Origin of the sequence: Acinetobacter sp. YH12099 (assembly GCF_013419195.1) — a bacterium.
GTDB lineage: Bacteria > Pseudomonadota > Gammaproteobacteria > Pseudomonadales > Moraxellaceae > Acinetobacter > Acinetobacter towneri.
The window spans coordinates 85313-99120 of the sequence record NZ_VPAP01000004.1 but is presented as its reverse complement, the minus strand read 5'-3'; the positions used below and the strand labels follow the sequence as shown (position 1 = coordinate 99120).

The window sequence follows — 13808 nt, the reverse complement described above, 5'->3', positions numbered from 1 at the left end:
TGAGCGCATCGGACTAGGTTTTTTGTTATGCGTATCTTTCAGCGAATTCATCAAAAATTGAATTGGTCGCCTCGGGCGTATGTGGGACTTATTATAAGTTTTCTGGCTTTAGGTTATTTGGCGTCTGCGACCTACCACAGCTTAAAACCATTACCCGAAGGGCTGAATTACACTGGAAAATTACGTCATGCGCCTATTAAATTTATTGCCGATCAGACCTATATCGACGCGCAAGGTGTTCAGCAACAACAGCATCAAATTTTTAATGAAATTTTAGAGCTGATTGATGCAGCACAAAGCACGATTGTATTGGATATGTTCTTGTTTAATCCTGAAGTGGGAACATCTAAACAGCAGCATCAGCCACTGACACAGCAACTCACCGATGCTTTAATTCATAAACGTCAGCTGCAGCCAAATATTGAAATTAAGGTCATTACAGACCCAATTAACTCAGTATATGGCGGTATTGCACCTGAGCATTATCGTCAATTGCGTCAAGCAGGCATTGATGTGATTGAAACCGATTTAACGCCTTTACGGGCATCGAATCCATTGTGGTCAGGTTTTTGGTATCTCTGCTGTCAGGGTATTCCAAATAATGCAGAAAAAGGTTGGCTACCAAGTCCTTTCGGGCAAGATAAAATTACCTTGCGCAGTTATTTTAGTCTGTTCAATTTTAAAGCCAATCATCGTAAAACCATGGTGGTTGATACCACCGAAGGTTGGAAAGCGTTGGTGACCTCATTGAATCCGCATGATGGTAGTTCGCGTCATTCTAATATTGCCTTAGTGGTCACAGGCAATACAGCGGTTGATATTTTGCAGACTGAACAAGCCGTAGCACGTATGTCGCAAGGCAATGTGTCTGGGGTGATTGTGGGAGAGTTTGAGGCAGATTCGTCCTATCCTCAAGTGCAAGTCCTCACTGAACAAGCCATTTTAGAGGCCAGTTTGACACTGATTCGGCAGACCAAAGCGCAAGAACATCTGGATTTGGCAATGTTCTATTTATCGGAGCGACAAATCATCAAAGCACTGATTGCTGCACAGCAACGTGGCGTACAGGTGCGGGTATTACTCGACCCGAATAAAGATGCTTTTGGACGTGAAAAAAATGGCATTCCAAACCGACAGGTGGCGGCAGAATTACATGCTGCAGGGGTGAAGGTACGTTGGTGTAATACCCAAGGTGAGCAATGCCACAATAAAATGCTGATGAAATCGAATGCCACACAGGCTGAGTTGATTTTAGGTTCTGCTAATTTCACCGCACGTAATTTAAAAAACTATAATTTAGAAAGCAACTTGCGTGTGGTCGGACAGGTGCAAGACCCTGTATTTCAGGATGCTCAACACTATTTTAATACCGCATGGTCAAACCTTGAGGGTAAAAATATGAGTGTGGATTATGCGGTTTATGCCGATGAGTCGAAGTGGAAATATGCGCTGTATCGCTTTATGGAGTGGAGTGGTTTATCGACATTCTGACTTTAAACTTTTTCAGTCAGATGTAATATTCCTAGAAAAATCCCTCTTGTTTAAAGAGGGATTTTTTAGACCCGAATATTACTTTACAGGATTTGGCGGCACCATTTCATCCAAATCTTTATCACTCATTTGATCTAACTCGGCAATATCGGTTTTGATTTTCCATTGTGCTTCATCATCCACAGGATTCGGTAAACGCGCTTCTAACCAATCACAAACCACATCTGGGCTAAATTCTGGATGGTTGCATTGAATTACCCACGATAAAAAATCTTTGGCTTCACCATTCATATACGGTGGCGGTGAAACAGGTAAGAATTGAGTCGGCAAGCGCTCATCTCTGGAAATATAATTCAGCACATGTCCCAATTCCTGCACAGTTTGCCATGCTAACGGATGTTCTACATCAATTTGAAATTTGAACCACCATGCATGCTGACCGTCTGAACCATAAGCGTCTACACGGGCTTGCTGTACACTCGGAACTTTGCAGAAAAACTGATGAAGGCGGTCAAAATTTAATTCAGGCACGAGGTTTCATCCAATTTCAAAAAAAATGTATCTTAGCATAGGGGTTGGAGATATTTCATAAATGGCGAGCCGTGTCGGTGAAATCTGCGGAGATGAAAGTTTAAAATTGCTGATTTTTTATTCATTATTTATCCTTAATTTGAGCTTAGAATAAAAATATGAAAATAGGAGTGCTAGATATGAAAGTGGCGATTTTAACTGCATTGAGTGGCATGCTATTTTTAGGTGTGTCGATGCAGAGCTTGGCCGAAACCAATCGTTGGGCAGGATATACAGGCGTCAATACACAGCGTGATCAGCATCGTCCTTATTCGCCACAACATCGTCCTGCTTATCCGCAGCATCGACCTTATCATTCACAGCAACCCTATTCCTATCCACCACATTATCCATACCATCAACGACCTGTGCCGCAGTGGGGGCAGCCCACGATTCGTAGTGGCATCAATATTCAATACAATGCGCCAAGTACTGTGCAATATAACCACCAAAGTTACAGTTGGGTAAATGGTGAGCCAAGTAGCGCACATATTGAAAGTTCGACCTATCGTGTGGTGACCGACTGGCAGCACTTGGGTTTACCCGCTCCGCCACGAGGTATGTACTGGATTTTTGAACATGGGCGTTATGTGTTGGTGGCAAATCGTTGAGAAAAAAGTGAAATCATAGACATCAATGCTTCTAGATATTGAGTATCTAGAAGCATTTTTTTGACCTATTTTAGATTTTTACGCCAATTCATCATCTTCTGGGCGAGGGGTTTTGCCTTGTGCTAAAGGCTTTTCACTGTGCTTGTCTCGAATAACGGAAGGGTAATGCCAAGATGCAAAACGCACCACTAAAATTGCAGCGGCTAAAATTAAAATTGAACCAGTAATAATCACTAAGTCGAGATCAGCTTTATGGTCGTGTTGAATATCTGAAATTAGCAAACGGGTTAGTGCGGTAATGGCAATATAAATTAAAAAACGCACAGGCATGTGATTGGTTTTAAAATAAATACCCACCATTGCACCTAGTTCTAAATAGATAAAAAGCAATAAGATGTCATCAATAGTGGCATATTGTTTGATGGTGAAAATATCAATTACCGTATGTCCAGCAGACCAAATGACCATACAGCCAATGATAAAGAGCGCAAGATAATGAAAACTTTCTACAGCCCAATTGCCATATTTGTCTAATAGGCTTTCAACTGCTTGAATATTTTTATCTATTTTTGAACGACGTACTGCCATTTTCACCTCCTGTTTAAGTATGGATATTCAGACTTCAACAAAGGTGATGCAAATTTCATGCACAAATTAGAATAGGGATATAAAATTTAGTATAAAAAAACGCCTGATGATTCAGGCGTTTTTGCGATACTGTATGAATTAAGACTGGTTGGTGAAGTAATCTTCACTGAAGTTCATTACCACTTCTGCACCCGCTTTCACTTTTGTAATGCGTAAAGCTAGTTCTGGCAAAATACGTTGTACAAAGTACAGTGCCAATGACAATTTGTTTTGATAGAACTCACCCTCTTTTTGTTTGGCTGCATTGGCAATGCGCGCAAACATATATGAGATGCTGAGCAAACCTACCGCATGTAAATAATCAACCGCTGCTGCGTTCGGGAAATCTACATTTTCTTTGGCTGCATTTAAAACGTATTGTGTAACAGATTCAACTTCAGTCGCTGCATCTAAAGTTGCATCTTTAATGAAGTTGAGGTCTGCATCTAAACCATTGGTAAAGTCACGGATTTCTGCAATGTATTCTGCAATAAATTCGCCATTACATTTAATGGTTTTACGACCAATCAAGTCTTGCGATTGTACGCCGTTGGTGCCTTCATAAATTTGGGCGATACGTAAATCACGAACACATTGCTCCATACCCCATTCACGGATATAACCATGACCACCGAAGCACATTTGCGCATCAAGTGTCGCATTGAAAGCAGTATCGGTTAAGTAGGCTTTGGCAATTGGAGTTAACAATGCAACACGGTCATTGGCTTTTTTCACAGCTTCTGCATCGGTAGAGAATTTAGTGATATCCAATTGTTGACCCACATATACCGCAAATGCACGTGAAGCTTCGTTATTGGCACGTGCATTGAGCAGCATACGACGTACATCGCCATGTACCAAAATGCTATCCGCTGCTTTGTTTGGTGATTTTACACCCGATGCACTACGACCTTGGATACGGTCAGTCGCATATTGTGCAGCATTTTGATAGGCAAATTCTGATGCACCTAAACCTTGAATTCCCATAGACAGACGTTCGTAGTTCATCATTACGAACATGGCAGCCAAGCCTTCGTTTTCTTTGCCGACCAAGTAACCTTTGGCGCCATCAAAGTTCATCACACAAGTTGCAGAGGCTTTAATGCCCATTTTGTGTTCGATTGAGCCTGGACCTACTGGGTTGCGCTCACCCAACGAACCATCTTCATTCACCAAGAATTTTGGCACGATGAATAAAGAAATACCGCGTGAACCTGCAGGAGCGTCTGGTGTTTTCGCTAAAACTAAGTGAATGATGTTTTCTGCGAGGTCGTGATCACCACCTGTAATAAAGATTTTAGTCCCTGTGATGTTGTATGTACCATCTGCATTTGGTTCAGCTTTGGTTTTAATAATCCCTAAGTCTGTTCCTGCATGCGGTTCAGTCAAACACATGGTACCTGACCATTCACCTGAGTAAATTTTAGGTAAATACGTTTCTTTCTGTTCTTGTGATGCATAGCTGCTTAATGCCATACCTGCACCGACAGACAGCAGTGGATACAACATGAAGGATGGGTTAGTGGCAAACAGCATTTCATCTGACAATACTGTCAGCATTTTTGGCATGCCTTGACCACCCCATTCTTCATCTGCGCCTAAACCAATCCAGCCGCCTTCGGCATATTGTTTAAATGCTTCTTTAAATCCAGCAGGTGTGGTGACTTCGCCATTGTTATAGGTCGCGCCTTCTTCATCACCCGTGCGGTTTAGGGGTAAAGTGACGTCTTGGGTAAATTTCGCCATACTTTCTAAAATCATGTTGGCGGTATCTGTATCAACATGTGCAAGTTTTTCATTGGCTTGCCAAAATTGTTCTGCATTGAATACATCATTTAAGATGAATTTCATATCGGCAAGTGGGGCATTATAAATTGGCATGTGAGTTCACCTGTTTATTGTTTGAATCTTGATTCGTTGAGTTCAGTGTAATCTACAATTGTGAATGTTGTAGACCACTAAAGCGAAAGAATGCTTTATTTATAAAGAAAAAGGACTGTCAATGCTATGACCGTCCTTTCTCAATTTCTGTACTCAAGAGTACAACATTTTGAATATCCCGCTAAATATGTTCAATATTTAGCGAGTTTCAATTTTCGCTTAGAAAGCAAAGTGTTCAGCATCTAATGCAAATAGTGGCTCTACACCTGTTGCAATCACGTCTACGTGTGAGCGAACACGTGGCAAGATTTTCTTGAAGTAGAAACGTGCAGTCGTCACTTTAGCATTATAGAAGTCTACATCGGTTGTGCCTGCTGCAAGTGCTTCTTGAGCGACCAATGCCATACGTGCCCATAGGTAAGCTAGTGTTACATAACCAGAGAAGTACATGTAGTCTACTGCTGCAGCACCTACTTCCTCAGGGTTTTGCATTGCACGCATACCAATTTGCATGGTCAAATCGCCCCATTCTTTATTGAGCGCTGCGAGCGGTTCAACAAATTCTTGCATTGCTGCGTTGTCTTTGTTGGCTTCTGCAAATTTATGGATGATTTTGGTGAAGTCTTTCAACATTGCACCTTGTGTACCCAAAACTTTACGACCTAACAAGTCGAGTGCTTGAATTTCAGTTGTACCTTCGTACAAGCATGAAATACGTGTATCACGCACAATTTGTTCCATGCCATGCTCAGAAATGAAGCCATGACCACCGAAGACTTGTACACCATGTTTTGCAGATTCAGAACCTGTTTCAGTTAAGAATGCTTTTGCAATTGGCGTCAATAAAGACAAGATGTTGTCAGAGTATTTACGCTCTTCTTCGGTTGCACCTTGTTCAACGATATCTGCGTGTAGAGACAACAGATACACTAGTGCGCGACCACCTTCAGCAAACGCTTTTTGAGTCAATAGCATATTGCGTACAGCAGGATGCACAATAATTGGATCTGCTTCTTTTTCAGGAGCTTTCGGACCAGAAAGTGAGCGCATTGCTAAACGGTCTTTGGCATAAGTCAACGCACCTTGGAAAGAACCTTCAGATGCTGCAAGACCTTGTACCGCTGTACCGATACGTGCAGTGTTCATGAACGTGAACATGCAGTTTAGACCACGGTTTTCAGGGCCAATTAGGAAGCCTTTCGCGTTATCAAAGTTGATCACGCAAGTCGCGTTACCATGAATCCCCATTTTGTGTTCGATTGAACCACAGCGTACGCCGTTGCGCTCGCCTACAGAACCGTCAGCATTGAGGTTGAACTTAGGAACGATGAACAGAGAAATACCTTTAGTTCCTTTAGGTGCACCAGGTAAACGTGCCAATACGATGTGCACGATATTCTCTGCCATGTCATGTTCACCAGCAGAGATAAAGATTTTCTCGCCCGAGATTGCATAGCTTCCGTCGGCCTGAGGTTCAGCTTTAGTACGGATAATACCCAAGTCAGAACCTGCATGAGATTCGGTTAAACACATGGTACCTGTCCACTCACCTGAAACAAGCTTTGGCAGATAGGTTGCTTTTTGTTCATCTGAACCGTGGTGTTCTAAAGTACGTACAGCACCATGAGAAAGACCTGGGTACATGCCCCATGCCCAGTTTGCTGTACCGACCATTTCTGAAATCACGTTTCCTAGAGAAACAGGTAGACCTTGACCGCCGTATTGTTCTTCAGCAGAAAGAGACGGGAAGCCAAGTTCGATATATTTTTGATACGCTTCTTTAAAGCCCGTTGGTGTAGTCACCACGCCATCATTCCAAGTACAACCTTCACGGTCACCGCTTTGGTTGATTGGAGAAAGTTCATTTTCACAGAAATCTGCTGCAGCTTCCAAATATTGGTCAACCAATTCACGGCTTACGTTTTCTTGGAATGCAGGTAATTTTGCATAGTGATCTTCGGCATTTAATAATTCATGCAAAACGAATTGCATATCACGTAAAGGCGCTTTGTATTGTGGCATATCGGTTTCCTCAATACTGGTTTGACCAGCGTTATATTTTAAATGGATTTCAGCACATGCCTTCTCAGACATGCCATGTTGGAATGGCTGTAATCGTGCAACATCTTCTAATTCGGTACAAGCATCTGCATAGCATTTCTTGGTGACTGTAAAGTCAAAGATTTTTACCTTGAAATGGCTAAGTTGTTTGAGTGTAAATAGTTTTGCTGAATTTGAAATGATACAAATAGTCAAAAAGCGTAAAGAGATATGTCCAATAAAAAAGGCGCAATTTGCGCCTTTTTTATCTATTTATGCTTTTTAGAGTGGCTTAAGCAGCCTTATCCGGTGCTGAAACAGGTGCGTTAGGCTGGAAGTGAACGATACATTTGCCATCTATTGTTTGTGTGCCGACTTTTAGCTGCACGGCTTTACCATGGGTTTGACCTTGGCAGGCTTTGGTCGCAGCTTGTTCACGCGCTTGACGTTCAGCTAAACGTTGATCGTATTGCTGGGTTAACTCAGCACGTTTCGCATCGGTTAGTGGTTCGCCACGTTGCATATGCATGCCACGGAATTCACCACGATCGACCTGATCGCCACGCATTGGGCGATGTTCACCACGTTTCATTTTATCACGGTTCGGTTTAAATGTAATCGCACATGTGCCTTGTAGTGTTTGCTCACCTGCTTTGACTTGGACTACTGAACCCACCACTTTGCCATCGCAGGCTTTTTTAATGTCTTGCATGACTTGTTTACGTTCAGTACGCATTTTTTCAAATTGTTTGCGTTGTTCAGGCGTCATGTGACGGTCTTTTTGATAATGACCATGCATATATTGCGACTGCTTCATATCTTTTGGTGCTTGGGTGGATTGACAGGCAGTCAACGCACCTACAGATAAAACGCTGGCAGTGGCCAAAGCAATTTTTATCATCTTATTCATTCTAAATTCCCCCATACAAGAGCATGTGATTTTGGATGATTAAAGATTAAATAATAAAGATGAAGAAACAATGGAGAGTTTTTTCTAGCACTGTTGGTTACAATGCTCAAAATCGACAAAAAAGCTGAGATTGCGCTTTTGAAAATTCGCCGTATACCCATCGCATTACGCCTGTTCTTAACAGTGCTGCTGACGACCTTTCTGATTACCACGGTCAGCTTGGGGGTATTGCATGTCAATATGCAGCGAAACTTCAGCAAATATGTGGCCGATGTCGAAATGCAAAAGCTGGACTTGCTCACTCAAAACTTGGCAGAAGTCTATGCGGTATATCACGATTGGGGCAATGCCATTCAGGCGCAAATTCTCCAAATTGAAGGTGAAGCTGCGCCCGATGATTATGACCGTTTATCGCGGTGGTGGTTGCGTCGTCAGTATGACATTGCTTTGCAGCAGCGTTATTTTCAGGAACACACCCTCGCCAATGTAAACCCAAGTGTGGTCGAGCCTGATCTAGCTAAACGACAAGCCAATGCCGCAGAACTTCGCTGGTTAGAACTGAATTTACCTTCACAGTTTCAGCCATTTGAAGGTTTGGTCTTTCCTTTAAGTGCCAATCAAAATGCTTTCCGTTCAGATCGTAAAAATGAAGGGCAAAACAACACGACAGAATCTTCAGGGAAAAAACAATTTATTTCGATGCCTGACCGTTTGGGTTTGAGTTCGCGTCTATCTTTATATGATGCACAGCGGCAATTTGTAGTGGGAGAGCCTGCTGAAACTCAAATTTCCTATCGTCCAATTATGGTCGGTGAAAAAATCGTGGGTTATCTGGGCTTAAAACCTGTTTTAGATCAGGAAGATGCTTTAAGTATTAATTTTTTTAGTAAACAAACTCGTTATTTATTATTGGCTTATGCTTTAAGTATTTTGGCGAGCTTGATTGCTGCCTTATTGTTGGCGACCTATTTTAAAAAGCCAATTCAGCGCTTATTAAATGGCACACGTGAATTAACCAAAGGCCATTATCAGCATCAGGTCAAGGTCAATCGTAATGATGAGTTGGGTGATTTATCTACCGAATTGAATCATTTGGCGGTGATTTTAGATCAACATGAAACTTCACGTCGTCAGTGGGTGGCAGATACTTCGCATGAATTAAAAACGCCATTGGCGGTGTTGCAGGCGCAAATTGAAGCCATGCAAGATGGTATCCGCAAAGCCACACCAGAGCATTTGGCTGCGATGATGCATCAGGTCAATAATCTGAAAAAACTCACACAGGATTTATCGGACTTGGCGCAAGCCGAAGCCATGCAGCTGAAATGCTATTTCTCGAGCATTGATCCATGGCAAGTGATTGAGCAGGAAATCGAAAGCTTTAAGCCGAAATTTGAACAGGCGCAGTTGGACTTGATCGTGTCGGGTGAAGGCACGCAATTACAATTGGATATAGACCGTTTTAAACAAATTATGCTCAACTTGCTCAGTAATAGTATTCGTTATACCGAAGCGGGTGGGCAGGTGCATATTCACACCAGTCAAAGTGCAACAGAATGGACAGTATATGTAGATGACAGTCCGTTTGGTTTAAGTGATGAACAGTTGGCACGTTTGGGTGAGCGTTTTTATCGTGCCGATGATTCACGTACACGCGCCACAGGTGGGACAGGTTTAGGTCTGGCTTTATCGGTCAAAATTGCCAAAGCATTGGGCGGAGAGTTAAGTTTTGCACATTCACCGTTGGGTGGTTTACGCTGCAAATTAAGCTTTCCCAAAACAATCAAATCTTGAAGGACTTTAAGGAATCGTGCATGAAACATATCTTGCTGGTTGAAGATGAAATTGAACTTGCCCAGTTGGTGCGAGATTATTTAGAAGCTGCTGGATTTGAAGTCAGTATGTTTCATGATGGACAAGAGGCCTATGACAGCTTTTTGCAGCGTAAACCGAGCCTGATGATTTTAGACTTGATGATTCCGCGTATGGATGGTTTGACCATTTGCCGCAAAGTGCGTGAACAGTCCGATGTGCCTATTATTATGGTCACGGCACGTACTGAAGAAATTGATCGGGTACTAGGTCTAAACATGGGCGCAGATGACTATGTGTGTAAGCCTTTTAGCCCGAAAGAGTTGGTGGCTCGTGTGCAGGCAGTATTGCGCCGTCTGGAACGTAAAAATGAGCCAGAAAGTAATGATTTATTCCGTATGGATAAAGCACAGCAGCGCATTTGGTATCAACAAAAAACCTTGAATTTGACCCCAACCGAATTCCGTTTATTGGAATTGTTTTTAGAGCATGTCGGGCAGGTGTATTCACGCGCGCAGTTGCTAGACCATATTAACCCAGACAGTTTTGAAGTGGCAGATCGTGTAATTGATAGCCACATTAAAAACTTGCGCCGTAAAATTTCTGACGCTGCCGAAACGGGAAATCGTCATGAATGGATTCAGGCGGTGTATGGTGTGGGCTATCGTTTTGAGTATCCTGAAGAGTGATTTAGAATAAAAGATATATTTATAATATATTGTTAAGCGGTTGAAAAAGTGATATTTTTCAACCGTTTTTTTATAACAATTATTTTAGAGGGAAACTCATGATGAAAAAAACGATTTTAACTGTGTCTTGTGCCTTAATTTTGACAGCTTGTGGTGGTGGTGGTGGAAGTGACACTTCACCCAAAAATCCTGCAGATGGTAGTGTCATTCAACAACCAGCCAATGATTTGTCTAATGCAAAAGAGTTGATTCAGACGGTAAATAATATTGTTGCGTATTATGATGGCTTTGCTGATATTAGTGAACGTTATCAACAACCAATACAGGCGATTAATGGTACAACAAGTGATTTGATTGACGCTGCGGATATTGTTATTACATTAGTACGTTTGGCACAGGCAGATGCGGGTGGGAGTAATAAAACATATACAGCCAAAGATTTAGAAAAATTATTAGCATTAGGTGGTTTTACTCAAGAGTACAACATAAAAAATAATACGTTGCAGGTGGTAACGAGTGCAAATAGTGTAAAAGTATCGGGTACATTAAAAGCTGAAACTTTTCAGAATTTTGATTTTGATAAAGCTCAACAAGATAATTGGCCTGATGGTTGGTTTTCAAATCCAGAATATGCTATTTATGGTGATGAAATGGCTATTACTGTAGGTAATTTTACAGTTGAGGAACCTGTTTTAGATCAGGTAAATACTACTTTAAATGCGACAATTGGTGCTAACAGTATTTTAGAAGTACAAAACTTAGCTAATAATAAAAAAGCAAAATTAAGTTTTAGTAACACCAGTGCAATTGCAGTAACGTATGCGGATGCAATGAAAATGGATGAGCGAGCTGCAGAAGAATTACCACAAAATGCTCAATTAAAGTTTTTAAATGTACAGTTTGAAAGTGAAGGATTAACTGCTATTTTGACTGAGTTTTCAGCTCAAGCTAAAGTTGCAAAGTTGACTGATGGCGTAGCTAGTTATGATCAGTTAATACCTGCAGAAATTATTTTAAAAGGTAGTCTTGATCTCAATGATGAATTGCTTCAACTAGATGCAAAGTTAAACTTAAATAATGATTTTAATAAAGTTTATAATATTCTTGTAGAAACACCAGATAATTTTATGGATGCAAGCGTATATCTTAAATTAGCTGGTAATTTAAAAGGTGCTCAAGCTACGACAAAACCATTTGTGTTAAGTGTAAATGCAAAGCGTTCAGAACTCACTAAGGGAACAGCGAATATTGAAGTTGCCGTAGATAAGTCTGTACTAGATATTAATCTAGTAGCACAACAGTTGAATGCTGAACCATTTTTATCTGCTGTTATTAAAAATAAAACAGGTGCTTCGGTCACTATTGAAAATATTGATACATTTACTCAGGCAGATATTATGGTAAATGGAAAATCTCAAGGTAAGGTGACAAAAAACTCAACAGGAAACTATATCGCTTCATTTGTTGATAATCAGATTCTTGTTATAGCTCCTTAATATTATAAGGAAATGGTTTCTTGATACAGTGATGTCTATACAAATAGATTTTTCTGAAATTAAGAAACCATTTTATTTTTTATGAAATATCTATTTTTAATTCTATGTTTTTTTTCAGTTTTCACCTATGCTGCGAGCGTGGAATATCGAGCGGATGCGTCATTATATAGTGAGCCTATTGCTATTGATGCTTTTTTAGATGATTGGCAAGATCCTGATTTTAAAAGTGGCAAGTACGCCTTTGCTCATGGTTTGATGCAGCTTTCTGTGCAACAAGATCAATGGAATTTAGGTTGGTTGTGGCGTTATGATTACATTTTAAAATTTAGTCCAGATATGGCAAAGCTTTATTACCAAATTGAAAATGATTTGCCTTTAGATGCAGAGAGTATGTATGAATTAACACTACATGCACAACATTTAGAGCGTATTGGCGCACGTATAGCATATGACTGGGTGCCCCAATCAAATTGGATACTTACAGCCGGTGTAAGTGCATTATATGGTCGACATTTTGTAGACGGTCAATTTAATGCTTTTGGTGAAACTAATTTAATGCCTCGTTTAGCAGACCGTGTGCAATGGTTGAATGGACAACTTAATTATTATTATGACCAGCCAGCATTAAAAGAGGATGAGTTAGGTCTTGGAGATTTTAGAGCAAAAGAAGGTTATGGTTATGCTTTAGATCTTACCTTACAAGGGGAGTGGTTAGAAAAATGGTACTTGAAATTCCAATTGGAGGATATTTTTAGCTATATGTATTGGGATGAAGCTCCCTATAGCCAATACCAAGCAACATTTGATCAAAACTCTCGACCTCGAATTAATTTAACCGGCACAGTAGCTACAGATAAGAGTTATAAGCAAAAAATTCCATATAAAATTTCGACCGAATTACTTTACAATATTCATTCAGAAATCCAATTAGGAGTTAGTAGTTTTTCTAACCCGTTCACAAGTTTATGGCAAATGCACTTTTTATGGCAACCTGACTCATTGCAATTAGGTCTACATTTTGAGCCACAAACCAAAAGCTTAGGTGTTTCTTTTAGGCATGAAAATATTGGAATGAAGTATTTGACGGATAATTTAAACACAAATCAAGCGCATAGAATGGAAGCCTATTTATTTGCACAATATCAATGGTAAAACTTATTTATTATATTTTTTTCTTTAAATAGGTGTGAGATATAATGATTCCAAAAGAAGAATATTAGGGTGATTTTGTATGAAATGCTTTAATTAGCCCAACCCGTTGTTTTTCTACTTTCCTTAATTTTGCGACCACCAATTCATACGAGTTTAAGACCAAATCTTGCACCAATTGCTCATCTAAATTGTCATCTGCAAAAATTGAAATCCAATGTTGTTTATTCATGTGCCAGCCCGCACGAATATAAGGATAAAAATCACGTAACATCGCACCATGCTCAGGTTTAACTTTTAGATTGATGATGGCATGACCATTTAAATACAGACTCAGCATAAATACTTTATCGAAAATTTTATGCACCAAGCAGCCATCACCAAAAGGTTCGCTCAGGCTAACCGCAGGCAATTGTGTTGCAACCCTTGCTGCGATTTGATGCATAGATGACGGTGTTTGTGCCACTTATTTTCCCCGAAAAGTTTATCCTGTGGATAACCACAGCTTTTTCCACAGAAAATGTGTATAACT

The 13808-nt window shown here is 40.5% G+C and carries 12 protein-coding genes; 6 read left to right on the top strand and 6 right to left on the bottom strand.

All coding sequences use genetic code 11. The features are described from left to right. The first annotated feature begins 27 nt into the window (after window positions 1-27). A complete protein-coding gene (locus FTU39_RS04265) occupies window positions 28-1491 on the top strand; it encodes a phospholipase D family protein (RefSeq protein WP_004975029.1) in 1464 nt (487 codons plus the stop codon). Window positions 1492-1569: 78 nt separating this feature from the next. Here the strand turns inward: FTU39_RS04265 and FTU39_RS04260 are convergent, their stop codons facing one another. Then, entirely contained in the window at window positions 1570-2022 is a 453-nt protein-coding gene (locus tag FTU39_RS04260) for a hypothetical protein (protein ID WP_004975032.1), read from the bottom strand. 179 nt (window positions 2023-2201) lie between these two features. Here FTU39_RS04260 and FTU39_RS04255 point away from each other — a divergent pair, with 179 nt between their 5' ends. Beyond that, window positions 2202-2672, top strand: a complete 471-nt coding sequence (locus FTU39_RS04255) for an RcnB family protein (RefSeq protein WP_004975035.1) — start codon at window positions 2202-2204, stop codon at window positions 2670-2672. Window positions 2673-2750: 78 nt separating this feature from the next. Here the strand turns inward: FTU39_RS04255 and FTU39_RS04250 are convergent, their stop codons facing one another. The 4 genes from FTU39_RS04250 to FTU39_RS04235 all read right to left on the bottom strand — a co-directional run bounded on the left by FTU39_RS04250 (window position 2751) and on the right by FTU39_RS04235 (window position 8130). After that, window positions 2751-3260 (bottom strand): phosphate-starvation-inducible protein PsiE, encoded by a 510-nt coding sequence (locus FTU39_RS04250; RefSeq protein WP_004975036.1) that lies wholly within the window; start codon window positions 3258-3260, stop codon window positions 2751-2753. 138 nt (window positions 3261-3398) lie between these two features. Then, a complete protein-coding gene (locus FTU39_RS04245) occupies window positions 3399-5180 on the bottom strand; it encodes an acyl-CoA dehydrogenase C-terminal domain-containing protein (RefSeq protein ID WP_180051767.1) in 1782 nt (593 codons plus the stop codon). Between the two features lie 219 nt (window positions 5181-5399). Continuing rightward, window positions 5400-7202: an acyl-CoA dehydrogenase C-terminal domain-containing protein gene (locus FTU39_RS04240; protein ID WP_180051782.1), complete on the bottom strand. Its 1803-nt coding sequence runs from the start codon at window positions 7200-7202 to the stop codon at window positions 5400-5402. Window positions 7203-7512: 310 nt separating this feature from the next. Then, window positions 7513-8130: a hypothetical protein gene (locus FTU39_RS04235; protein WP_180051766.1), complete on the bottom strand. Its 618-nt coding sequence runs from the start codon at window positions 8128-8130 to the stop codon at window positions 7513-7515. A gap of 138 nt (window positions 8131-8268) precedes the next feature. Here FTU39_RS04235 and baeS point away from each other — a divergent pair, with 138 nt between their 5' ends. From baeS to FTU39_RS13815, 4 genes are all read left to right on the top strand, one after another. Then, on the top strand, window positions 8269-9924 hold the full coding sequence (gene baeS / locus FTU39_RS04230; protein WP_180051781.1) for a sensor histidine kinase efflux regulator BaeS: 1656 nt from the start codon (window positions 8269-8271) through the stop codon (window positions 9922-9924). A gap of 20 nt (window positions 9925-9944) precedes the next feature. Beyond that, window positions 9945-10631, top strand: a complete 687-nt coding sequence (locus tag FTU39_RS04225; protein ID WP_131260771.1) for a response regulator — start codon at window positions 9945-9947, stop codon at window positions 10629-10631. Window positions 10632-10732: 101 nt separating this feature from the next. Further along, the gene (locus FTU39_RS04220) at window positions 10733-12127 is read left to right on the top strand and encodes a hypothetical protein (protein ID WP_131260770.1); all 1395 of its coding nucleotides are present in this window, start codon (window positions 10733-10735) and stop codon (window positions 12125-12127) included. A 138-nt stretch (window positions 12128-12265) separates the two neighbouring features. After that, window positions 12266-13279, top strand: a complete 1014-nt coding sequence (locus tag FTU39_RS13815; protein ID WP_225543645.1) for a hypothetical protein — start codon at window positions 12266-12268, stop codon at window positions 13277-13279. A gap of 64 nt (window positions 13280-13343) precedes the next feature. Here FTU39_RS13815 and FTU39_RS04210 read toward each other — a convergent pair whose 3' ends face one another. Then, window positions 13344-13721 (bottom strand): MmcQ/YjbR family DNA-binding protein, encoded by a 378-nt coding sequence (locus FTU39_RS04210; protein ID WP_131260790.1) that lies wholly within the window; start codon window positions 13719-13721, stop codon window positions 13344-13346. Window positions 13722-13808 lie beyond the last annotated feature (87 nt).